Consider the following 23,042-nt stretch of genomic DNA (forward strand, 5'->3'; position numbering starts at 1 on the left):
CCGTTAAAAATATCCCTCCACCCATATCCGAGGATGAAGCATTCCGTGGGGTGGCAAAGACATATCCGTTTGCCCAGCCCCGAATCCGAATAAGACCTCCAAATTCGGCAAAACTCCGCACAGTATCCCAACTACAGACATTAAGATTAGTACACTTTGGAGTGACCGAATTTTCAACGACGTCGTTTCGTGCAAAGGAAATTTATTCCCGGAAAATGAATGTGCCCATCCTACTGCACAACCCAAATAAAGCACAATAAACAACTGGCTAAGTGGCATGACCACCAACCCTGAAACTTGACTATCTACCAAAATTGCGACACCAATAACTACCCAAGTGGAAAATATTGTTTGGTTTCGCATATCGCTATCAGAAATATAATCCGCGGTTCGTAACAAATTTCGCATCCCGATAAAAAATGCGATGCACAAACATAGCAAAGCAGGTAATCCCCATTCCGCAGCAATTTGCAAAAATATATTGTGTGGATGGGCACCAGAATTTATGTCTACGGAGTAATGCGCAAAATGTAATGGGCCGACTCCAAACCATGGATTAGCAGAAATTAATTCAAGCGCCCGATGCCAAAGTTGTAGTCTCCCGGATGTTGGGTCCTCAATCGATCGGTGCGCCAGTTCAAAGAATGCTCCAAATGGATGTAAGCCGTCCAAAAATGGAACAAATACAAATAATACAAAATATACAACCAATCCAATCATGCTCGTACTCAACATTCCCCTACAAAAAGAGGCGGCGTATTTCGGCCGTACTACATAAACCATCAAACTTCCTGCCAAAAGCCCGGCGATTGTGCCGCGTCCGCCAGTTACGAATAACAGTGACCACCAAAATCCCACAAACATCATTCGCATCAAATTCGCTTTATTATTTTTTCTTTCCAAAAGAAAATACAATATTAAAAGTGGTAATGTAATAGTTTGAGTATGATTCAAGAATCGATAGTTACTAAATCCTGGAATCAAATTCATAAGGTCTGGTTGAGACCTAAGGGCCAGTGCTGAAACATATATGACAAAGAATTTGAAGGTATAGAGTATACATCCAGCTGCATTAGCAATTAGCACAAAATCAATTAGCTTAGCTCCGCCTTTTACTATTTCATTGGCAATATATATGCTAAGGATATATAAAAAAAACAGCGATGCCTCTTCGTAAAATGCAAATTTTATTGAAAATGCATGAATGCTCGAAATTATCCCCAGCAAAAAAAATGCCGTTATAAATATATTTAACTTTGATGGTTGAAATACCTCTACTGAAATTTTGGAAATTAAAATTATTAATGTGGAGATTAATATTAATAAAATTTGCAGCAGTCGTTGATCATCATGGCTATCTGTATCTATAAAAGCAGAAAAAGACAATATATAACTCAAAGCAATAATGATGCATAAAGTTAAGATTAACTGGTGTTGTTTCATTCAAATATTGAGAAAAATTTATCTCACTCTATTTCAAAATTAGTCAACCATAAAATAAAAGCCGCCATAAAGGCGGCTTTTTAAATTTTCTTACAATATTAAATTAGGTGCCGCGGCAGTTTGCTGGCAAGAACTTGGTATTCATGCTTCCTGCACATGCCCATTTCAATTGACCGCTCCCGACATCCGTTGGAGTTAGCGTGATAGTACCTGTAGCATTTGGAACAGTGGAAGTCACGGTTACGAGTCCAGTCGTAGCGGTGATAGCCACGTTAGAAACGAAATTTGTTGCCCCTGGGAATGCATATCCGTTATTAGTAGCGGTGACGTTAGCCAAACCGCCAAGCGACGAAGCCGTTTCGGAAACAGCCAGTTTAGCTGGCTCAGCCATAACCAGAACTTCACTCATTTTTGCACGGGTTGTGTAATCTTGATAGGCTGGCAGCGCGATTGCAGCCAAAATGCCGATAATCGCCACCACGATCATCAATTCGATCAGGGTAAAGCCGCGCTGAGCACGTTTAATCATTTTCATGGATTTCATTTGTTTCTCCTGTTAATAAAAAGGGGCTTCGCTTCACTACACGGGATATACAGCAATGTCTGTGCCAGTGGAAAATCTCCGGTTTTCAAACGCTCAAGCCTGGAAAAGTGAAGAAATTTGGCAGAGTTTCGATGCGAAGCTGACAAAGTTTGTCACAAAGAAACTATGGGTATTCGTTGTTGGCGACTGAATCCGACACCTGGCTTATGTGTAGCCGTCGAGATATGAGATGCGGCTAGCCCATGCCTAGTTTCAGCGATTACCAAGGCAAATAACACTAGCGTTGAGCTTAAATTCTGGGTGGTAAGCGTGTAAAAACCTCACGGGCAATCTTGAATAAACTCCACGGCGTCATTCCCGCGAACGCGGGAATCCAGTTTGCGCTGTAAGGTGGATCCCCGCGTTCGCGGGGATGACGGTGGTTTTTTTGGGTTGCCTTCAAAGAATTAAGGTATTGGCGGGTTGGACACCCGGCGGTAAATTGCTTAAACCGCCTTCCAGGAAAATTTCATCTGAGTCCCTGCAATATCAATCACATCCTCATCCTTGAGCGCCCGCGCACCAGAACTCAACGGTGTGTCATTGACCCTGGTATAAGTCTGCCCTTCAACGTGGGTCAACTCGTAACCATGCGGCCGGCGCGTAACAATAGCCACCTGAATACCGGGCCGGCCAATAGTGGTCAACACCTTAGTCAGCAGCATTTCCTTGCCTGCACTAGGCCCATCCAGCACAGTAATAGTGGCATCCGGCCGTGGTACCGGAAACATCTTCGGCCGGTTATCCTTGATTTCCTCATCCGTATCAACTTGATACAACAACTTGTACCTAGCCATCTGGATCACATCGTTATGCTGCAAGAAATGCTTGGTAACCGGATGTCCGTTAACCTGGGTTCCGTTAGTGCTGTTGAGATCTTCCAGAAACGAATCGTTATAGATAGTAATGATGACCGCATGTTCGCCGCTGATGGCGAGGTTCTCAATGACCATGTCATTGTGGGCGCGGCGGCCGATGGTGGTGCGCTCTTTGGTGAGCGTCATCTCTTGTAGTACGGTGCCGCCTTTGGTCAGGATGATCTTCGCCATTCCTATCTCTCTTGGGAAACGCTGTCTGTAAATTAATTTAAAACCATACTGCGGATCCGCCCACATCCGCAACTATTGGTGCAGTTACTGCAATTGGCGCTGCTCAAACATCCGGTTTTGCACATTTCCACAAGCCCCAGTTTAATGTTGTTTCGGGGCAATGATACGCAAATTTCGGGATTTATATTGCGAACCCGCTTGTTACGCTTGCCGCCGCAGGTTTATTTGTTCTCCGGCACCTGGATCAAGATCACCGACACATTATCCTGGCCGCCTGCCAGGTTGGCAGCATTGATAAGCATGGTGCATGCCATCTTCAGATCACCTTGGGCATCGCTGACGATATTGGCTATATCCGCATCGCCGATCCGGTCCGACAAACCGTCGGAGCACAGCAAGTAAAGGTCGCCGGCCTGTACTTCGTGCTGATGGACTTCCACTACCAGTTGATAGTCGATACCGACGGCGCGCGTGACGATATTGCGGTTCATCGCGAACTGCGCGTCTTCGGCGCGGATCAGGCCGGCATCGATCTGTTCTTGCAGCAGGGAGTGGTCGCGCGTCAGTTGTTCCAGCAAGCCATCGCGGATGCGATAGGCGCGCGAATCGCCGACATGGGCAATGCTGACGCTGCTTTCCGGCGCGAACCAGGCCACCACCAGGGTAGTGCCCATGCCGCGATATTCCGGCTCGCGGCGGGCGGCATTGATGATGGTGCTGTTGGCCTGGCGTACGGCTTGCATCAGCCACATGCGAACCGGCATCTCGGCTTCCGGCTTTTGCAGACGGCGGTATTCCTGCAACTGGCTTTCGATTTCTTCCTGGATGGCGACGGTGGCGATGCTGCTGGCGACCTCACCGGCGTTGTAACCGCCCATGCCGTCGGCCAGGATCGCCAGCTGCAAGACATCGTCGACGACAACGGTGTCTTCGTTTTGTACTCGCACCATACCAATATCCGTTTTGGCGGCAAACTCAAGCGGCATATGTGGAGACATGATCGATAAAAGAGTTATGGCAGATCAGACGATTGCCTTGTTACAAGTATTTTCCTTGGTTATGCAGAGGACGGCAAGACAAATTGCAAAGTCAAAGACGGCACCATCCCGGGATGCGACAACCCAATAAAAAAAGGAGCCGAAGCTCCCTTTCTATTTGATCCCGCGTGCTGGCAATTATCCGTACGATAATTACCAGCCCTGCCATCCAGCAACGATTACAGCATCGCCTTCAGCAAACGCGCCATTTCCGATGGATTCTTGGTCACGGTGATGCCACACGCTTCCATGATATCCAGCTTGGCTTGCGCAGTATCTGCACCGCCCGAAATCAAGGCGCCTGCATGGCCCATGCGCTTGCCCGGAGGAGCAGTAACGCCGGCGATGAAGCTGACAACCGGCTTCTTCATGTTGTCCTTGATCCAGTAAGCAGCATTGGCTTCATCCGGACCGCCGATTTCACCGATCATGATGACGGCATCGGTTTCAGGATCGTCGTTGAACATCTTCATGATGTCGATGTGCTTCAAGCCGTTGATAGGATCGCCGCCGATGCCGACTGCCGACGATTGGCCCAGGCCCAGCGCAGTCAATTGACCGACTGCTTCATAAGTCAGGGTACCGGAGCGCGAAACCACGCCGATACGGCCCTTCTTGTGGATATGACCTGGCATGATGCCAATCTTGATTTCGTCTGGCGTGATCAGACCTGGGCAGTTTGGTCCGAGCAGCAAAGTCTTGCTGCCGGCTTTTGCCATGCGGTCTTTCAATGCCAGCATATCGCGTACTGGAATGCCTTCGGTGATGCAGATGGCCAGGTCGAGTTCAGCTTCGACGGCTTCCCAGATTGCAGCAGCAGCACCGGCAGGCGGTACGTAGATGACCGATACGTTGGCGCCGGTGGCGGCCTTGGCTTCGGAAACGTTAGCGAAAATCGGGATGCCTTCGAAATCTTCGCCGGCTTTTTTCGGGTTGACGCCAGCGACAAACGCGTTCTTGCCGTTTGCATAATCGCGGCAGCCGCGGGTGTGGAATTGACCGGTCTTGCCGGTAATGCCTTGGGTGACGACTTTAGTGTCTTTGTTGATCAGGATACTCATACGATTCCTTTTTAATCCGTCATTCCCGCGCACGCGGGAATCCATGTTAGTTCAATAAACCGGGATATAAATCTTGCCAGTTCGGGTTGGATTGTTCGACCAAATGAACTTTCCACATCCGATTCCATTTTTTCAGCTGCTTTTCGCGCTTGATTGCCTCGGTGATATCTTCGTGATTCTCATACCAGACCAAGGCTTTCAATCCATGTTTCTCGCAAAAACCATCTACAAAAGCTTCTTTGTGCTGCCAGGTGCGCTTAATCAAATCTGAGGTTACGCCTATATATAGCGTGCCTCGCGACTTGTTCGACATCATGTAAACGTAGCTGGGCATTCTGTAAAATGGATTCCCGCGTTCGCGGGAATGACATTAGATTATTTACCGTTGGCCGCAGCAACAACCTTCTGCGCCGCTTCTTCCATGCTGTCCGCCGAGATGATCGGCAGGCCGGAGTCGGCCAGCATTTTCTTGCCGATTTCTTCGTTGGTGCCCTTCATGCGGACTACCAGCGGTACTTGCAGCGAAACGGCTTTGGATGCAGTGATGACGCCTTCGGCGATCACGTCGCAGCGCATGATGCCGCCGAAAATATTGACCAGGATGGCTTTCAGGCCTGGGTTCTTCAACATGATCTTGAAGGCTTCAGTCACTTTTTCAGCAGTAGCGCCGCCGCCGACGTCGAGGAAGTTGGCTGGTTCGCCGCCGAACAGTTTGATGGTGTCCATGGTCGCCATGGCGAGGCCGGCGCCGTTCACCAGGCAGCCGATATTGCCGTCGAGCGAGATGTAAGCCAGGTCGAACTTGGACGCTTCGATTTCAGCTGGATCTTCTTCGTCCAGATCGCGGTAAGCGACGATTTCCGGATGACGGAACAGTGCGTTGGAGTCGAAATTGAACTTGGCGTCCAGTGCGATCACCTTGCCGGAACCTGTAACGATCAGCGGGTTGATTTCAGCCAGCGATGAATCGGTATCCCAGTATGCCTTGTACAGTCCTTGCAATTGCTTGCGTGCATCTGCGATAGAACCGGCAGGTACGCCGATCTTGGTCGAGATGCTGTCTGCTTCAGCGTCGGTCAGGCCGGTAGCCGGATCGATGACGACTTGATGAATTTTTTCCGGGTGGCTGGCGGCCACTTCTTCGATGTCCATGCCGCCTTCGCTGGATGCCATCAGCACCACGCGTTGGCTGACACGGTCGGTTACCATACTTACGTACAGTTCTTGTTTGATGTCGGCGCCTTCTTCGATCAGCAGGCGACGTACTTTTTGGCCTTCTGGTCCGGTTTGATGCGTCACCAGTTGCATGCCCAAGATCTGGTTGGCGTATTCACGCACTTGCTCCAGCGACTTCGCAACTTTAACGCCGCCGCCCTTGCCGCGACCACCAGCGTGGATCTGGGCTTTTACGACCCAAACCGAACCGCCTAGGGTTTCAGCTGCCTTGACCGCGTCATCGACGCTCAGGCACGGGATGCCACGCGGTGTGGTTACTCCGAACTGGCGGAGAATTTCTTTACCCTGATACTCATGGATCTTCATACGAGCTTCCCTTCTGACACTTAATTAAATGAAATTACTTGGTTGGATAAATAGATTGGGAGTCAACTGCTGCTGGAGGGCTGATTGCCCACTTCGGATAATATTTGGCGACAACTGCGCCATCACTACGTAATGCATGGCAGCGATCGAGCTGGGCCGGTTTCTTTTGCCCAACCGCCGGATCGCCCTGGCGATCTATTTCTGCGCCGAAAGCCTGCAATGCCGCGGTTGGCAATATCTGCGCCAACTCGGTTAAATGCGTGCAGCCGAGCGCGCCGCCGATATTCTCTCTCAGAGTATGGCGAAAGCCCTTGACCAGGCTCAAGCCGATCAATTTCTTGTAATCAGGTTCGATTTTATTGCAATAGCCGCTATAGGGCACCGCTTCAGAGCTTGCCTCGACGTCTACAATGACGAACTGGCGATCGAGCGTCAGCCTCAGCCAAAGGCTGTGCAAGGGCTGGCCTGCCGCCAAATTTCCGGACGGCAAAGAAAGATCGAAAGGTTTGGTATCGGTAACATGCGCGTCGATTTCCCATAGGTCGTCATCGCGTACAAACGCTTCGATGTGAATCGCGCGGGTGTGCTTTAACGCTCGGCGGGAAATGGAGGTTGTCAGAGACATATTGATGGACTTATTTGCGTATCGTTACCACAGTTTCTATGGTAACTGCCGCTCCTGCGGTTTGCAAAAAACCCCAAAAGTGTAGCACAGCTTGCGCGGCTTAGCGATTTTGATCGACAATTGCAAAATAGCTATCGAAAGCCAACGATGCTGAATCCGTCAGTACAAAGCTGTGCGCTTTCCTGTCTCAGTAATCATCGTCATCGCCACCGCCCTTCACCGCAGCTTGTATCGCCCGATGAGAAAATCCGCGTTGCAGCAAAAACCGCATTTGCTTGGCACGCTCGGCCGCGTCTGCCGCCGGCCGATTGAATTTCTTGCGCCAGACTTCACGCGCACGAGCGATTTCACCATCGGCCAACTCGGCTTTGATATTCACCAGTGAATCAGCATCGATGCCGTGGCTTTGCAGTTCGGAGAGTATGCGGCTGTTGCCGTAACGATGGGCGCGCCGGTGAATCAGGGATTCGGAAAAACGCGCCTGGGATAACAGTTTTGCGGCTTCCAGCGTATCGAGCAAGGCTTCGATGTCGTCGCCTTCCTGCGCATAACGCGCAAGCTTGCGCGCCAGTTCCATGCGGCTGTGTTCGCGTGCCGACAGATAACGCAATGCTCTTGCTTTAAGGCTTATCTGCAGTCTTGCCATTGATGATCTCGGGATCGCGGGTGATTCTCTAATACAGAGTCTAACCTTCTCGCTAAAGGCGAACTCCTACAACTGCTAACGCGTCATTCCCGCGAACGCGGGAATCCATATTAGTCAGTAACATGGATTCCCCACCTTGGTGCCCGCGTTCGCGGGGATGACGAATTTATCGTTGTTATACCCCAGGTATTAAACCGGCTCTTCAGCCTTGGCTGCGGCAGCAGCCGCTTTATTAGCCTTGGCAGCAGCCTTGTCAGCTTTGTCGCCACCGTCCGCTTTGATCGCGCCCAATTCAGGCACGCCCAACGAAGCACGCACTTTATTTTCAATTTCGCGCGCCAGCTCTGGCCGTTCTTTCAGGTAGGTACGGGCATTGTCCTTGCCCTGGCCGATGCGTTCGCCGTTATAGCTGTACCAGGCACCGGACTTTTCAACGATCTTGGCGTCGGAGCCGAGATCGAGGATTTCACCTTCACGTGATGTGCCTTCGCCATACAGGATATCGAAGTGCGCTTCCTTGAATGGCGGCGCGATTTTGTTCTTGACGACTTTGACCTTGGTTTCGTTACCGATGACTTCATCGCCCGACTTGATCGAACCGGTACGGCGAATATCCAAACGCACCGAGGCGTAGAATTTCAAGGCGTTACCGCCGGTAGTCGTTTCCGGATTGCCGAACATGACACCGATCTTCATGCGGATCTGGTTAATAAAGATCACCAGCGTGTTGGTGCGGTTGATGCTGCCGGTCAGCTTGCGCAGTGCCTGCGACATCAGACGCGCTTGCAAACCTGGCAGCGAATCTCCCATGTCGCCTTCGATTTCAGCGCGTGGCGTCAGCGCTGCAACCGAGTCGATCACGATCAGGTCGACGCCGCCGGAACGCACCAGCGCATCGGTGATTTCCAGCGCTTGTTCGCCGGTGTCCGGTTGCGAGATCAGCAGTTCGGACAGGTTGATGCCCAATTTCTGTGCATAACCGACATCCAGCGCATGCTCCGCATCGATAAACGCGCAGGTGCCGCCCAATTTTTGCATTTCAGCGATGGTTTGCAGTGTCAGCGTGGTTTTGCCTGACGATTCAGGACCGTAGATTTCAACTACCCGGCCGCGTGGCAAGCCGCCGACGCCGAGTGCGATATCGAGGCCGAGCGAACCGGTCGAGACAACCTGCACCTCTTCGACCACGGCGCCGTCGTCCATCCGCATGACCGAACCTTTGCCGAATTGCTTTTCAATCTGCGCCAAGGCCGCGGCAAGGGCCTTGCTTTTATCCGGGTTGGCTGCGGATTTTTTATCGTCCATGGTTGCTCTTTCGACAAAAGTGATGAGATATTCGAGACTTCAGGTAGCACTGTATAAAAAAACAGTGATTTATGCAAGCACTGTCGTATTTTTCTAAAAACATGTGGCGTATTGTATGTGCAGAAATCGCTGTCCGGAATGCGGGCCTTCGAAAATCTGTCGCGCGTAATCACGTTTTAGGTGCGAACTTATGTGAATCCGCTTGAATGCACCGGGCGCATTTTATGCTTAATACGCATATCGTCATCCGGCAAAGTAAAAAGCATGCCGGGCGAGCAAGAGAATGCAATAATTGTGGCGCACTTCATTTGTGCCGGTAGCCGGTTTGCTACCGTGCAATGCGTCATATTCAAAGGCAGGGGCAAGGCTTGCCCACTAATAATAGGGAGAAGGTATGCGTATTACATATTGGATGAAGCCATTAGCGGCGTCGATGTTGCTGGTGGGCTTGCTGGGCACGGTGCAGGCGGCATCCGCGCCTGCGGTCGAGGCGAAGAACGGCATGGTGGTGACGTCCCAGCATCTGGCATCGCAAGTCGGGGTCGACATTCTCAAGATGGGCGGCAATGCGATTGATGCCGCGGTAGCGGTAGGTTACGCGCAAGCGGTAGTGAATCCTTGCTGCGGCAATATCGGCGGCGGCGGCTTCATGACCATCCACCTGGCCGATGGCCGCGATACCTTCATCAATTTCCGCGAAACGGCGCCGGCTGCGGCTAGCGCCAACATGTACCTGGACTCTGCCGGCAAGGCGATCACCAACGCCAGCTTGTTTGGTTATCTGGCCGCAGGCGTGCCAGGCACCGTGCTCGGACTCGATACCGCGCAACGCAAATACGGCAAGCTGACCCGCGCGCAAGTGATGCAACCGGCGATCAAGCTGGCGCGCGACGGTTATATCCTGAACCGCGGCGACACCGACATCCTCGACACCACCATCGCCCAGTTCAAGAAAGATCCGGAAGCCGCGCGCCTGTTCCTGCGCCGCGACGGCACACCATTGCAACCGGGCGACCGCCTGGTGCAGAAGGATCTGGCCAAGACGCTGGAAGCCATTTCGCGCAACGGTCCCGACGCTTTCTATAAAGGCGCGATTCCAGCAGCAGTGGAACGTGCTTCCAAGGCTGGCGGCGGCATCATCACTGCGGCCGATTTCGCCAGCTACAAGATTAGCGAAAGCGCCCCGCTGTCGTGCACCTATCGCGGTTATGTGTTCGTCTCCGCTCCGCCGCCTAGCTCCGGCGGCGCCACCATGTGCCAGATCCTCAACATTCTTGAGGGTTACGACATGAAGGCGTTGGGCTTTCACTCTGCAGCTTCGGTACACTACATGACCGAAGCCATGCGCCACTCCTATATGGACCGCAACACGTTCCTCGGCGATCCGGCGTTTGTCAAAAATCCGCTTGAGCGTCTGATGAGCAAGGAATACGCTGCTTCGATCCGTGAAAAAATCAGCGCCGATAAAGCCACGCCTTCGGTAGAAGTACAACCAGGCATGGCGCCGCATGAAAAACCTGAAACCACCCATTACTCGATCGTCGACAAGGACGGTAATGCGGTATCCACGACTTACACAATCAACGGCCGCTTCGGCGCCGTGGTGATCGCTCCGGGCACCGGTTTCTTCCTGAACGATGAGATGGATGACTTCACCGTCAAGGCCGGCGTGCAAAACCTGTTCGGCCTGGTGCAAGGCGCCACCAATTCGATCGCACCGGGCAAACGTCCGCTGTCGTCGATGGCGCCTACGCTGGTGACCAAGGATGGCAAGACCTACATGGTGCTTGGCTCCCCGGGCGGCTCGCGCATCATCACCATCACGCTGGAAACGGCCTTGAACGTGATCGACTACGGCATGGCGCCGCAAGAGGCGGTCGATGCACCGCGTATCCATCATCAATGGCTGCCGGACGAGGTGTATTACGAAACCCGCGGCCTGTCGCCGGACACGCTGAAAATCCTGGATGGCATGGGCTACAAGATGAAGGAGCAAACACCTTGGGGCGCGGCTGAACTGATCATGATCGGTTTGCCAGGCGCTGCCGGCGTGAGTGGCTCCAGCTCCGGCAATGATGCTGGCGTATCAGGTATCGTCCGTCCGGGCTTGTATTACGGCGCAAACGATACACGTCGTCCTGCCGGCGCAGCTATCGGTTACTAAACTAAACCGCTTGTTTGCGGGGTTACGCGTGGGCACGGGGTGCCCACCCTACGCGATGTTGTAGGGTGGGCAGGATTTTCTGCCCACGCGGTGCCTCAATCAAATGCGGTATGAAGATGGGTGCTTTGCACCCGTCTTTTTTTTCGTCAAAAACTATCCAACTGGATCAAAGCATGAGAAAAACGCATTGATCCATTAGTATTAATCGTTTTATCAAGCTTCCAATCAAATTTACACTGCGCCTATCCTTCCCCGATAAAGAGCGCGCATGTCCTCCACCAACCTGCAATTCATGCTGACGTCGCTGCTAGGCGCCGAGCATGCCAGCCAATTGTCCGATCTGCTGCAAATCCCGGCCAGCACCCTGCGGCCACGTTCTGACACGGTTTCCCGCATAGAAATAGCGCAGGCGTTGAATATGTTGCTGTTCGAGAAACTGCTGAAAGCTGTCCCGCAAGGGAATGACTATGTGCAGGATTCGGTGCGCGCCGGTAACAAGGTCCGCTTTGACCATGGCGCTTTGCGTACCGTGCTTGGCATCAGCACCGGCACCTTGCCGACTGGCGAAGCTGCATTCACCCGGATTCTGCAGCCGCTTGGCTACCACGTGAACGGTATTTATCCCCTGCAACGGATCAGCATGACCGGCCGCGCTTATGCACATGAAGACGACGCCGAGGAAATCGCCCAGTTTTTCCTGAGCGAACTGCACCCGCACCACTTCTCCAGCGAATTCCAGGCGACCGTCAACAAAGTCCTGTCAACCTCGCAAGATCCTGTCGATGCGCACTCGGCACAATTGCTGCAGCAACTCGGCGCCAGCAAAACCTTGCCGGTAACCGATGCGCTGGCACTCTTACCGGTGCTGGTAGCTTGCTTCGATCGTCAGCACGACTTGCCTACCATTGCCGAATACCGGATTTTGCTGGCGGAATCGGCTGAGATGGCCTGGATTTCAACCGAAGGTAATGCCTTCAACCACGCCACCGATCGCGTCCCAAACGTAGAACAGGTAGCCGATGCGCAACGCGCGCTGGGCCGCGCCATCAAGGAAAAAATCGAGGTTTCCAGGAACGGCCGGGTACGGCAAACCGCCTTCCGCGCCAGCACTGTGACGCGCCTGATGCGCGATGAAAACGGCATGATGGTCGAGATGAAGGTACCAGGATCGTTTTACGAATTCATTTCGCGCGATCGTTACCTGGATGAAGATACCCGGCGCGAAAAGCTGGACCTGACTTTTGATAGCGGCAACGCCCAGGGTATTTTCAAGATGACCGCCTCGGCAGACGCCGCATCCTGCTGATGGCTGACATGAACGACATCGACCTGATCCAGCAACGCATCAGCGACCTGCTGGGTCCGCAAGGTTGCCTGATTGCGCCGGATCAGCGCCAGCCTTACGAAAAAGGAGCACGTTATGGTGATGGCCAGGCGAGTTGCATCGCGCGGCCGGCCAGCGTAGAGCAGGCGGCCGAACTGATGCGCCTGTGCGCCAAGGAAAAAATCCGCATCGTTGCCCAAGGCGCGAATACCGGCCTGGTGGGAGCAGCATCGCCGGATCGTTCCGGGCTCGATGTGGTGCTCAGCATGGAGCGCATCAAGGGCGTGACAGACATCGATCCGGTCGACCGCGTGGTGCAAGCCTATGCAGGCACCCGCCTGTCCGATTTGAATCAGGCACTTAAACAGCACGATCTGTACTTCCCCATCGATCTGGCGGCGGATCCTTCGCTAGGCGGCATGCTGGCTGCCAACACCGGTGGCGCGCGCCTGATCCGCTACGGCGATGTGCGGCATAACGTGCTGGGGCTGGAAGCGTTGCTAATCGATCCGCCCGGCCAGCGTCTCGACCTTACCAATCGTCTCAGGAAAAACAATACCGGGCCCGACTGGAAACAATGCTTCATCGGCAGCGGCGGCGCCTACGGTATCATCACGCGTGCGGTGCTGCAGGTGCATCCGCTGCCGCAGCAATGCGCCACGGCGCTGGTGGTGCCGGCTTCGCTGCCAGCCGCCGCGCTGCTGTTGCGCGATGCCGAGCGCAATTTCTCGGATTTCCTGAGCGCGTTCGAAGGTATCTCGCACAATGCGATGCAGTCGGTTTTGCAGCATATCCCGTCCATTCAAGCGCCATTCGATCCGCTGCCGCCTTATGCTTTCCTGATCGAATTGAGCAGCGCGCGGCCGCGCAGCGCCGACTTCGACCTGGAAAAACTGTTCGGCGCCTGGCTCGAAGCCGGTTTCGGCGACCTGATACTGGACGCTGTAATCGACAAACCCGACGTCTTGTGGCGTATCCGCCACGCCATCACAGACAGCGTGCGCCAGGAAGGCAAAGTTATCGCCTTCGATATTGCCGTGCCGCGTTCAACACTGGCAACCTTTCGCGATGAGGCTATAGCGCTGCTGGAACAGCGTTATCCGGGTGTCAAAGTGTTCGATTTCGGCCATTGGGGCGATGGCGGCCTGCATTTCAACCTGGTTGTACCGCAGCAACTGGTGGACGACTTCCCGCCGCAGCGCATCCATACCCTGCGCCAGGAAATCTACGATCTGGCGGTGCATAAGTATCACGGCAGTTTCAGCGCTGAACATGGCGTCGGGCCGTTTAACCGGCAGTTCTATAAGCGCTACACTGCTCCCGAATCACAGGCGCTGGCCGCCAGGATGCAAACCGTTTTCGACCCCGCGCAGCTGTTGGGGGTAACCCGTTTCGGTTCAGCGCCATAATTTCCATGCCTGACTCTCCACGCAGCCAGGCTGAAGTTCGCGCCAAAGGTAACGCAGTTAAAGCTGAGGATAGCGCTGAAAAACGGCGCCGCGTTTGGTATAGTGCCTGCTCGGCAGCAAGCACTGCAGCACATACCTACTCGGCTCCAAGAAAAATGCGCAGATTCATCCCTTCCACCTCCTGCCTGATCGCTTTCGATACGGCGGCGCGCCACCTGTCGTTCACCAAGGCCGCCAACGAGTTGCACATGACGCAAGGTGCAGTCAGCCGCCAGGCCGCCATCCTGGAAGATTATCTCGGCGTAAAATTGTTCGAACGCATCAACCGCCGCCTGATCCTGACCGCCGCCGGGGCCGAATATGCGACCCAGGTCGCCGTTATCCTCAAGGAAATCGAAATGGCGACCTTTCAGGTGATGGCGCACAAGAACTCCGGCGGCGTGCTCAATCTGGCAACATTGCCGACTTTCGGCGTCAAATGGTTGATTCCGCGCCTGGCCAAATTCACCGCCGCCCATCCCGACGTGATCCTCAACCTGAGCACCGAGGTGCTACCGTTCGATTTCAACAGCCGCGCGGTAGATGCGGCGATCCACTTTGGCGAGCCCAACTGGCCCGGTGCGGTCATGGTGCGGTTGATGGGTGAAGAAGTATTGCCGGTTTGCAGTCTGGAGCTAAGCAAGAAAATCAAGCGCATCGAAGATCTGCAGGCAATGACTTTGTTGCAACATACTACCCGGCCGCAAGCCTGGCAGGACTGGTTCAACCATGTTGGCGTGGCCTGCCCCGATGCCCTTTCCGGCCCGCGTTTTGAACAACTGTCGATGGTGATTCAGGCCGCCGCCGCCGGCCTGGGCGTGGCGTTGATGCCAAAATTTCTGGTGGAAACCGAAATCGCCCTCGGCCAGCTGCATGTACCCTTCCCGTTTGCCGTCAAAAGTCCGCAATCCTACTACCTGACTTATCCTGAAAAAAACGCCAGCAAGGCGGCGGTAATCAAATTTCAGGAATGGATATTGGGCGAGCTGGCGGAAGCTTGAACTACGTCAGTTCTGCATGATCAAAAGTAATGATGTTCTGTTATTTTTTGATTTTAAGAAATCGCGATTTATTCCTTATACTCGATACCATACCTCGCCGATCTCGCGGCGACCAGATTGACTCCGGAACAAAGGCATTCCAATGACGCAAATTTCCACCATCTTCACTGAACTCGGCTTCGATTTTTCCGCTCATGCCGGCAACGACCTCCACTCGCGCTCACCGCGCGACGGCGCAGCGATTGCTTCACTACGCGTCCACACGGTGCAAGAAGCCGAAAGCGCAATCAAGAACGCCCACCAAGCCTACGAAAAATGGCGCGTAGTCCCGGCGCCGGTACGCGGCGAACTGGTGCGCATCCTGGGCGACGTGCTGCGCGAACATCGCGAGCCGCTGGGCAAACTGGTGACGCTGGAATCCGGCAAGATCCTGTCCGAAGGTATCGGCGAAGTGCAGGAAATGATCGACATCTGCGATTTCGCCGTTGGCTTGTCGCGTCAGTTGTATGGCCTGACCATCGCGTCTGAACGCCCAGGCCATCGCATGATGGAAACCTGGCACCCGCTGGGCGTTTGCGGTGTCATCACGGCATTCAATTTCCCGGTCGCGGTATGGGCATGGAATGCTGCGCTGGCGCTGGTCTGCGGCAATGCCGTGATCTGGAAACCATCGGAAAAAACCCCGGTCGTCGCACTCGCGGTGCATGCATTGTTTGAGAAGGCCGCCGCGCGCTTTTCAGAGCAGCGCCCGGACCTGCTGCCGGCCAATCTGTGCCAGGTACTGCTGGGCCGCGCCGAAATCGGCGCAGCACTTTCCGCTTCGTCACTGGTGCCGCTGGTCAGCGCTACCGGCAGCGTGCGCATGGGCCGCAAGGTCGCCACCACGGTGGCGGAACGCCTGGGCCGCAGCTTGCTGGAACTGGGCGGCAACAACGGCATGATCGTCACCCCTACTGCGGACTTGAACCTGGCTTTGCGCGCCATTACCTTCTCTGCAGTCGGCACCGCCGGTCAGCGCTGTACCAGCTTGCGCCGGTTGTTTGTCCATAGCAGCATTTATGAAGATGTGGTCAGCCGCATCGAACGCATCTACGCCAGCGTCAAGGTCGGCGATCCGCTGGATGGCGGCACGCTGGTTGGTCCGCTGGTCGATCAGGCAGCGTTCGAAGCGATGCAAGCTGCACTGATCCAGGCCAAGGCCGAAGGCGGTGTGGTGACAGGCGGCGAACGTTTGCCGGTGAACGATGCGGCTAATGCCTTCTACGTCCGGCCGGCGCTGGTGCGCATGCCGCAGCAAAGCGCCATCGTGCATCACGAAACCTTCGCGCCGATTCTGTATGTGCTGCGCTACGATAGTTTCGACGATGCGGTGTGTCTCAACAACGCCGTGCCGCAAGGCCTGTCGTCAGCCATCTTCACCAATGATGTGCGCGAAGCGGAGGCTTTCATGTCCGCCAGCGGCAGCGATTGCGGCCTGGCCAACGTCAACATCGGCACCAGCGGCGCTGAAATCGGCGGCGCTTTCGGTGGTGAGAAGGAAACCGGCGGCGGCCGTGAATCCGGTTCTGATGCGTGGAAAACGTACATGCGTCGTGCGACTAACACGATCAACTACAGCCGTACCCTGCCGCTGGCGCAGGGCGTCAAGTTTGATATCGACTAAGCGTTATTCTCAGGGCGGATCAGCTAATGCCGATCCGCCCCGCTGCTTGCCAGCCAGTCTTCAAATCTTCAACAAAGTCGGTGCCCGCTGCTGCAATATATCCTCCATCCGGATTTGTACCGCCTGCTTCATTTCCGGATGCGTCAGGATATAAAATCGCTCCGAAGCAATCGCATCAAACACTTCATCGGCAACCTGCGCCACCGGAATTCCGTTCTGCACTGCTTGCATTATCGACATGCCGACTTTGAGTGTCACCGCATCAACTGCTGGCGTCGCCTCGCCTTCATTGCCGGCCTCCGCCGCTGCCCGGTTGCGTTCAGAATGCGCAACTCCGGTCTTGACCCATCCCGGACATAGCACCGACACCTTGATCCGCGACTGCCGCAGCGTGAGATCGTGATGCAAGCCTTCCGATACGGTCACCACCGCATGTTTGCTGGCGTTGTAGGTGGCCAGGCTGGGCTGCGATGTCAAGCCGGCCATCGACGCGGTGTTGACGATATGGCCTTCCTCGCCATGCTTCAACATGGTAGGGACGAAGGCGCGCAAGGCATGCGTGACACCGTAGAAATTGACGCCCATGACCCAGTCCCAATCCTGCTGCGTGGCTTCCCAGGCCGGCTTGGCGACGGCTACTCCGGCATTATTCACCAGCAAATGCACGTTGCCGAATTTGGCAAATGCCTGCTCGGCCAACGCATTGATCTGCTCTTCCCTGGCGACGTCGGTAGGCACGCCGATCACATCAACGCCGCTGGCCTTGAACTCGGCCACCGTCAGCTCCAGCTTGGCGGCGTTGATATCCGCCAGCACCAGTTGCATTCCTTCGGCCGCGGCACGGGTCGCAATGCCCTTGCCGATGCCTTCTGCAGCGCCGGTAATAACGGCGACCTTGCCTTGCAAATTCTTCATATGGTTTCCTGTTGATTCCGCGTTTGAGTCGGTTAATTGAGCAAATAGCCGCCGTCTACATTCAAGCAAACCCCGGTGGTATAACTCGCCGCAGGCGACACCAGATACAGCACCGCGCCAGCCATTTCATCCGGCTGGGCCACGCGGTTCATCGGGATGTGTTGCAGCGCCTGTTTCAGGATCGCCGGATTGTCGATCAAGGCGGCGGCGAACTTGGTCTCGGTAAAGCCTGGCAGCAAAGCATTGACGCGCACGCCGCTGGCAGCGCATTCCTTGGCGAACGATTTGGTCATGGAAATCACCGCAGCCTTGGTAATCGAGTAGATGCCCTGGAACACGCCCGGCGTCACGCCATTGACCGAGGCGACATTGACAATCGCGCCACCGCCGTTTTGCGCCATCAGCTTGGCGCCATACGAGGACATGAAAAAATAACCACGGATATTCACATCGACAGTCTTCTGGAATGCCGCCACATCGGTCTCGACGATCGGCCCGAAATGCGGATTTGCGGCTGCGTTGTTGACCAGGATATCAAGCCGCCCGTGCTTGCCGCTGATGGTCTGGTACAGCGCTTCGATCTGCGCCATTTCGCCTATGTGGCAAGCGATGGTTTCCGCCGATCCGCCGGCAGCCTGGATCTCGGCCACCACTTTGTCGCACGCTTCTGCCTTGCGGCTGGATACGATCACATGCGCGCCCTGCTGCGCCAGAATTTTGGCAATCGATGCACCGATGCCACGGCTGGCGCCGGTAACCAGCGCGATCTTGCCTTTCAGATCAAAAATGGATGTACTTGTCATGTTCTCTGTCTCCGCTTATTGGATGATGTAGGGTGATGTAGTGTGGTATCTGGTAACTTAGCGATAACTCACCAAGCCGGGATCGCATGCGTTTTCAAGATGCGCGAAATTATTCAAATAACTCAAGCTGACGCGTCCGGGGCGATACAACAATTTGGTCACGCCGGTATTGACCAGCGCCCAGTTCAATTCAAAAATCTGCCGATCCGGAATCGCCAGCAAGTGCTGGCAAATCACGCTGATCGGACCACCTGAAGTAAATACCCAGACCGACTGCCCCTGGCCAACACGCTCCAGCAGTCGCGCCAAGGCGTCGCTACAGCGTGCCTTGAAAAGCGGCCATGGCTCGGTGTAATCGCTGTCATGCTCGCCACTGACCCAGCGCGCTACCGCCTTGGCAAACATCTTTTGAAATGCGCGCCCGCGCTGCTTCTGCTGCGCCATGTATGCTGCAAACATAGCGGGATCGGCAAATTGCGGCATGAATTTAGCCATATACCGGAGCAATACCTGCTGGTGATTGAATTCATCGAATCCCGGATCGTGTAAAACCTGGCGTTCGCCTCCTGTCGTCAGCGATGGCATCGCTGACAGGCAGGCGCTGCTGCTCTGCTGATGACGACGGTGACTACCGGTAACCAGCAATGGCATCTCGTGGCCGGTCCGCGCCAGCCATTGGCCCAGCAACGCCGACTGGCGCAAACCCAGTTCAGACAACTGATCGTAATCGGCGGCGCCGAAACTGGCCTGGCCGTGACGCACCAGATAGATATTGCTCATATGCTCGATTGCGCAATCAGATTCTTGCAGCGCTGTTCCAGATAATTGGTAACGTGGACAAAGAATGCGAATTGCGGATTTTTTGTTTGCCCGTGATGAAAGCGATAGTAGATTTGCTGCACGATCACCGCCAGCCGGAACAGTCCGTAGATTTCGTAGAAGTCGAAATGATCGGTGCGGTAGCCGGTCTTCTCGCCATAGTAGGCAATCACTTCCTTGCGTGTCAGCATGCCCCGCAGGTGGGTCGGCTGGCGTCGCATCTGCTTGAATTGCGGTTCATCGTCGGCCTGTACCCAGTAGGCCAGCGTATTGCCGAGATCCATCAGCGGATCGCCGAGGGTCGCCATTTCCCAATCCAGTACGCCGATGACATTAAGTGGATTATCAACATCCAGCACGACATTATCGAAACGGAAATCGTTGTGGATCAGGCAGGTTGCGACGTCGGTGGCCGGCATTTTTTCATCCAGCCAGCGCATTACCGATTCGAAATCGACGGCATCGTCAGTGCGCGCCTTGCGGTAGCGCTCGCTCCAGCCGCTGATCTGCCGCTGCACGTAGCCATCGCCCTTGCCCAGATGCGCCAGGCCGGCGGCCTGATAGTCGACCTTGTGCAATGCGATCATCTTGTCGATCACATTCAGGCACAGCTGGCGCGTGTCGGCCTCGCTCAACACCAGGCCTTCAGGTAATTTATCGCGCAAGATGATGCCGCGCAACCGCTCCATTACATAGAAATTGCTGTCCATCACGGCGCGATCCTGGCAAGTTGCGAACACGTTCGGTACGTACGGATAGACCGGCTTGAGTTCGGACATGATATTCGCTTCGCGCAGCATATCGTGTGCCGACTTGGCTTTGGCGCCAAACGGCGGCCGTCGCAGGATCAGCTCGCGATTGGCGTAGCTCAGCAAATAGGTCAGATTGGATGCGCCGCCCGGGAACTGGCTCACTGTCGGCAATCCCTCAAGGCTGCCGTCGATCCCTTTCAGGAAAGCGGCGATCTTTGCTACATCCAGTTCTTCGCCGCTGCGTACTGCACCGGCTTGATCGATCAGTGTCATGCCGGCTCTCCTGCTGTTGCAGCTAAACCTGCAGCTTTGGCAGCCTGCGCTTTCAATTCCAGCTTGGCGATCAAGGCGCGATGCACCTCATCCGGTCCGTCCGCCAGCCGCAGCACCCGGGCGTAGGCAAACAATGCCGTCAGCGGCAAATCGTCACAAACACCGGCGCCGCCGTGAATCTGGATTGCCTGGTCGATCACCAGCTGCGCCACGTTTGGCGCCACCACCTTGATCTGCGAAATTTCACTCATCGCCGCCTTGGCGCCGACAGTGTCCATCATCCATGCCGCCTTCAAAGTCAGCAAGCGCGATTGTTCGATCGCCATGCGCGCATTGGCGATGATGTCGGCATTGCCGCCCAGATCAGCCAACGGTTTGCCAAAGGCCGTGCGCGTCAACGCCCGTTTGCACAGCATTTCCAACGCCACTTCAGCCGCACCCAGCGCTCGCATGCAATGATGAATCCGACCCGGTCCGAGACGACCCTGGGCAATTTCAAAGCCGCGCCCCGGCCCGGCGATGATATTGGCCAACGGCACCCGGACATTGGTAAAACTGACTTCGCCATGACCGTAAGGTTCATCAAGTGCGCCAAACACTGGCAGCATGCGCTCGATCTTCACGCCCGGCGTCGCCATCGGCACGATCACCATCGAATGACGCGCATGCTTGGGCCCGTCAGGATAAGTCAGCCCCATGAAGATCACGAATTTGCAATTCGGATGACCGATGCCGGTACTCCACCATTTGCGACCGTTGAGCAACACTTCATCGCCTTCAACGATCGCCGTGGCGCGCATATTGGTAGCATCGCTGGACGCAACATCCGGCTCGGTCATGCAAAACGCCGAGCGAATTTCTCCGGCCAGCAACGGCTTGAGCCATTGCTCCTGCTGTGCCGCCGAACCATACTTGGCCAGCACTTCCATATTGCCGGTATCCGGCGCGTTACAGTTGAAGACTTCCGGTGCGATAAACGAGCGGCCCATGATCTCGGCCAGCGGTGCGTAATCGGTATTGCTCAGGCCAACCCCGAATTCTTCATCCGGCAAGAACAGGTTCCACAAGCCCGCTTCCTTCGCCTTGGCTTTCAAGGCCAGCATCACCGGTGGCACGTTCCATGGCAACGGACCGCGCTTCAACTGGCTGAAATACTCAACTTCAGCCGGCAGCACATGCTCGGCCATGAACGCATTGAGCCGCTCGATATATTGGCGAGCCCGGGGAGAATAGGCGAAATCCATGATGTTCCTCTGCTGTCTGGCGACGTAGTTAGGCGATGTATTAAGTGTGCCGCAACAGCTATAATTCATCAAATGAATGATTTATATAGACAATAATTAATATCATGCATATTAGCCGCATCGACCTCAATCTGTTCGTGGTACTCGACACCATCTACACAGAAGGCAACATCACCCGCGCAGCAAAGGCCCTCAGCCTGACCCAGCCGGCAGTCAGCCACGCCCTGGCACGCCTGCGCGAACTGCTAGGCGATCCGTTGTTTGTCCGACAAGGCAGCAACATGCTGCCGACACCGATGACACGATCACTGATCGGCCCCGTGCGGCAAGCGCTGCAAACGCTAGAAGTAAGCGTCAAACACGGCAATCAATTCGACCCATCCAGCACCCGCCGCAGCTTCAACCTAGGCCTGCCCGGCGTACTGGAAGCGCGACTGCTGCCGCCGCTGATACAACTGCTGCAAACCCAGGCCCCAATGGTGGAAATCAATTCGGTGCGGGTGGAACGGCGGCAACTGGAATCAGAACTGGCTGCTGGTACGCTAGACATTGCGGTAGACGTTTTGCTGCAACGCCCAGGAGAAATCCGCAGCACCCCGTTATCGCGCGATGCATTGGTGGTAGTAGCGCGCCAGGATCATCCAGCGCTGCAAAACGGCCTGGATCTCGAAACCTACCTGACGCAAAGCCACATCCTGGTCTCCTCCCGTCGCACCGGCCCCGGCGTCGAAGACGTGGAACTAGCCCGCATCGGGCGGCAACGACATGTTGGGTTGCGCTGTCAGCATTATTACGCCGCTTGCCAGGTAGTCAGCGCTTCAGATCTGCTGACGACCATGCCGGAGCATTACGCGCACATTGCCAATATCAACTTGCCGAACCGGATTTACCCGTTACCGCTGCCGACACCACCGTTGGATGTGTATTTGTACTGGCATGAGAATGCCGAACTTGATCCGGCTAATCGATGGTTGCGTGGGGTGTTGGGGCAATTGTTTCCTGAGCAAAGTGGTTTGAAGACTACCTAATAGCCTGCTCAAGATCACTACCAGGTAAAAGCGCAAAGCTGTGGTTTTTGACGTTGCGGCTGTTTTTGACGCTGCTTTTGACGTGAATTCCGCATTGGGACGCTGCCAAATGTGGCGCGTGTCAGTCGGGAATTGTGGGAAGACATGTTTGAGCGCAGCGAGTTGGTCTTTCCACCCGACTGATACGTGACACATTTGGGGACCTGACCGAAGGGAAGGCAGTGGCTTTGCGGTCGCCTTCTTTTTGGTTACTTTTTTTGGCGCCCGGCTAGGGGCGAAGCAAGAAAAAGTGACTAGCTGCCGGGCTACCCCCATAC

The 23,042-nt window shown here is 54.9% G+C and carries 20 protein-coding genes and 1 pseudogene; 6 read left to right on the forward strand and 15 right to left on the reverse strand.

What is annotated here, in order from left to right; translation table 11 throughout:
- Positions 1-3: 3 nt before the first annotated feature.
- The 10 genes and pseudogenes from KHU29_RS19705 to recA form a co-directional block, all read right to left on the reverse strand.
- Positions 4-1,443: an O-antigen ligase family protein gene (locus KHU29_RS19705; RefSeq protein ID WP_211455000.1), complete on the reverse strand. Its 1,440-nt coding sequence runs from the start codon at positions 1,441-1,443 to the stop codon at positions 4-6.
- 103 nt (positions 1,444-1,546) lie between these two features.
- Positions 1,547-1,987: a pilin gene (locus tag KHU29_RS19710; RefSeq protein ID WP_211455003.1), complete on the reverse strand. Its 441-nt coding sequence runs from the start codon at positions 1,985-1,987 to the stop codon at positions 1,547-1,549.
- Between the two features lie 485 nt (positions 1,988-2,472).
- Complete coding sequence (locus KHU29_RS19715; RefSeq protein WP_211455005.1) at positions 2,473-3,075, reverse strand: FHA domain-containing protein; 603 nt, start codon at positions 3,073-3,075, stop codon at positions 2,473-2,475.
- Positions 3,076-3,296: 221 nt separating this feature from the next.
- Positions 3,297-4,073 carry a Stp1/IreP family PP2C-type Ser/Thr phosphatase gene (locus KHU29_RS19720; RefSeq protein ID WP_211455007.1) on the reverse strand — a complete coding sequence of 259 codons (777 nt, stop codon included), beginning with the start codon at positions 4,071-4,073 and terminating at the stop codon, positions 3,297-3,299.
- Between the two features lie 218 nt (positions 4,074-4,291).
- Positions 4,292-5,173, reverse strand: a complete 882-nt coding sequence (gene sucD / locus KHU29_RS19725) for a succinate--CoA ligase subunit alpha (protein ID WP_092355167.1) — start codon at positions 5,171-5,173, stop codon at positions 4,292-4,294.
- 46 nt (positions 5,174-5,219) lie between these two features.
- On the reverse strand, positions 5,220-5,489 hold the full coding sequence (locus KHU29_RS19730; RefSeq protein WP_246542321.1) for a GIY-YIG nuclease family protein: 270 nt from the start codon (positions 5,487-5,489) through the stop codon (positions 5,220-5,222).
- 59 nt (positions 5,490-5,548) lie between these two features.
- A pseudogene (gene sucC / locus KHU29_RS19735) lies at positions 5,549-6,721 on the reverse strand (ADP-forming succinate--CoA ligase subunit beta); the annotation flags it as partial.
- 28 nt (positions 6,722-6,749) lie between these two features.
- Positions 6,750-7,340: a DUF2889 domain-containing protein gene (locus KHU29_RS19740; RefSeq protein WP_211455013.1), complete on the reverse strand. Its 591-nt coding sequence runs from the start codon at positions 7,338-7,340 to the stop codon at positions 6,750-6,752.
- A gap of 187 nt (positions 7,341-7,527) precedes the next feature.
- Positions 7,528-7,986, reverse strand: a complete 459-nt coding sequence (gene recX, locus KHU29_RS19745) for a recombination regulator RecX (RefSeq protein ID WP_211455015.1) — start codon at positions 7,984-7,986, stop codon at positions 7,528-7,530.
- Positions 7,987-8,175: 189 nt separating this feature from the next.
- A complete protein-coding gene (gene recA / locus KHU29_RS19750) occupies positions 8,176-9,291 on the reverse strand; it encodes a recombinase RecA (RefSeq protein WP_211455017.1) in 1,116 nt (371 codons plus the stop codon).
- Between the two features lie 412 nt (positions 9,292-9,703).
- Between recA and ggt the strand changes: the two genes are divergently transcribed.
- The 5 genes from ggt to amaB all read left to right on the forward strand — a co-directional run bounded on the left by ggt (position 9,704) and on the right by amaB (position 16,891).
- On the forward strand, positions 9,704-11,455 hold the full coding sequence (ggt, locus tag KHU29_RS19755; RefSeq protein WP_211455030.1) for a gamma-glutamyltransferase: 1,752 nt from the start codon (positions 9,704-9,706) through the stop codon (positions 11,453-11,455).
- Between the two features lie 268 nt (positions 11,456-11,723).
- Positions 11,724-12,761: a DUF1338 domain-containing protein gene (locus KHU29_RS19760; protein ID WP_211455019.1), complete on the forward strand. Its 1,038-nt coding sequence runs from the start codon at positions 11,724-11,726 to the stop codon at positions 12,759-12,761.
- A complete protein-coding gene (locus tag KHU29_RS19765) occupies positions 12,761-14,188 on the forward strand; it encodes an FAD-binding oxidoreductase (RefSeq protein ID WP_246542323.1) in 1,428 nt (475 codons plus the stop codon). The genes KHU29_RS19760 and KHU29_RS19765 overlap by 1 nt, the downstream gene beginning before the upstream one ends.
- Positions 14,189-14,193: 5 nt before the next feature.
- The gene (gene gcvA, locus KHU29_RS19770) at positions 14,194-15,228 is read left to right on the forward strand and encodes a transcriptional regulator GcvA (protein WP_246542325.1); all 1,035 of its coding nucleotides are present in this window, start codon (positions 14,194-14,196) and stop codon (positions 15,226-15,228) included.
- A 142-nt stretch (positions 15,229-15,370) separates the two neighbouring features.
- Positions 15,371-16,891, forward strand: a complete 1,521-nt coding sequence (amaB, locus tag KHU29_RS19775; protein WP_211455021.1) for an L-piperidine-6-carboxylate dehydrogenase — start codon at positions 15,371-15,373, stop codon at positions 16,889-16,891.
- 60 nt (positions 16,892-16,951) lie between these two features.
- Here the strand turns inward: amaB and KHU29_RS19780 are convergent, their stop codons facing one another.
- The 5 genes from KHU29_RS19780 to KHU29_RS19800 are packed head-to-tail and all read right to left on the reverse strand — an operon-like array spanning position 16,952 to position 21,697.
- A complete protein-coding gene (locus KHU29_RS19780) occupies positions 16,952-17,806 on the reverse strand; it encodes an SDR family NAD(P)-dependent oxidoreductase (RefSeq protein WP_211455022.1) in 855 nt (284 codons plus the stop codon).
- A gap of 32 nt (positions 17,807-17,838) precedes the next feature.
- Positions 17,839-18,609, reverse strand: a complete 771-nt coding sequence (locus KHU29_RS19785; RefSeq protein WP_211455023.1) for an SDR family oxidoreductase — start codon at positions 18,607-18,609, stop codon at positions 17,839-17,841.
- Between the two features lie 57 nt (positions 18,610-18,666).
- Entirely contained in the window at positions 18,667-19,389 is a 723-nt protein-coding gene (locus KHU29_RS19790; RefSeq protein WP_211455024.1) for a histidine phosphatase family protein, read from the reverse strand.
- On the reverse strand, positions 19,386-20,453 hold the full coding sequence (locus KHU29_RS19795; protein ID WP_211455025.1) for a phosphotransferase family protein: 1,068 nt from the start codon (positions 20,451-20,453) through the stop codon (positions 19,386-19,388). Before KHU29_RS19795 ends, KHU29_RS19790 begins: the two co-directional genes overlap by 4 nt.
- Positions 20,450-21,697, reverse strand: a complete 1,248-nt coding sequence (locus KHU29_RS19800) for an acyl-CoA dehydrogenase family protein (protein ID WP_211455026.1) — start codon at positions 21,695-21,697, stop codon at positions 20,450-20,452. Before KHU29_RS19800 ends, KHU29_RS19795 begins: the two co-directional genes overlap by 4 nt.
- A gap of 104 nt (positions 21,698-21,801) precedes the next feature.
- Here KHU29_RS19800 and KHU29_RS19805 point away from each other — a divergent pair, with 104 nt between their 5' ends.
- The gene (locus tag KHU29_RS19805; RefSeq protein WP_211455027.1) at positions 21,802-22,725 is read left to right on the forward strand and encodes a LysR family transcriptional regulator; all 924 of its coding nucleotides are present in this window, start codon (positions 21,802-21,804) and stop codon (positions 22,723-22,725) included.
- Positions 22,726-23,042 lie beyond the last annotated feature (317 nt).

Source organism: Collimonas antrihumi, from assembly GCF_018304965.1.
Lineage (GTDB): Bacteria > Pseudomonadota > Gammaproteobacteria > Burkholderiales > Burkholderiaceae_D > Collimonas > Collimonas antrihumi.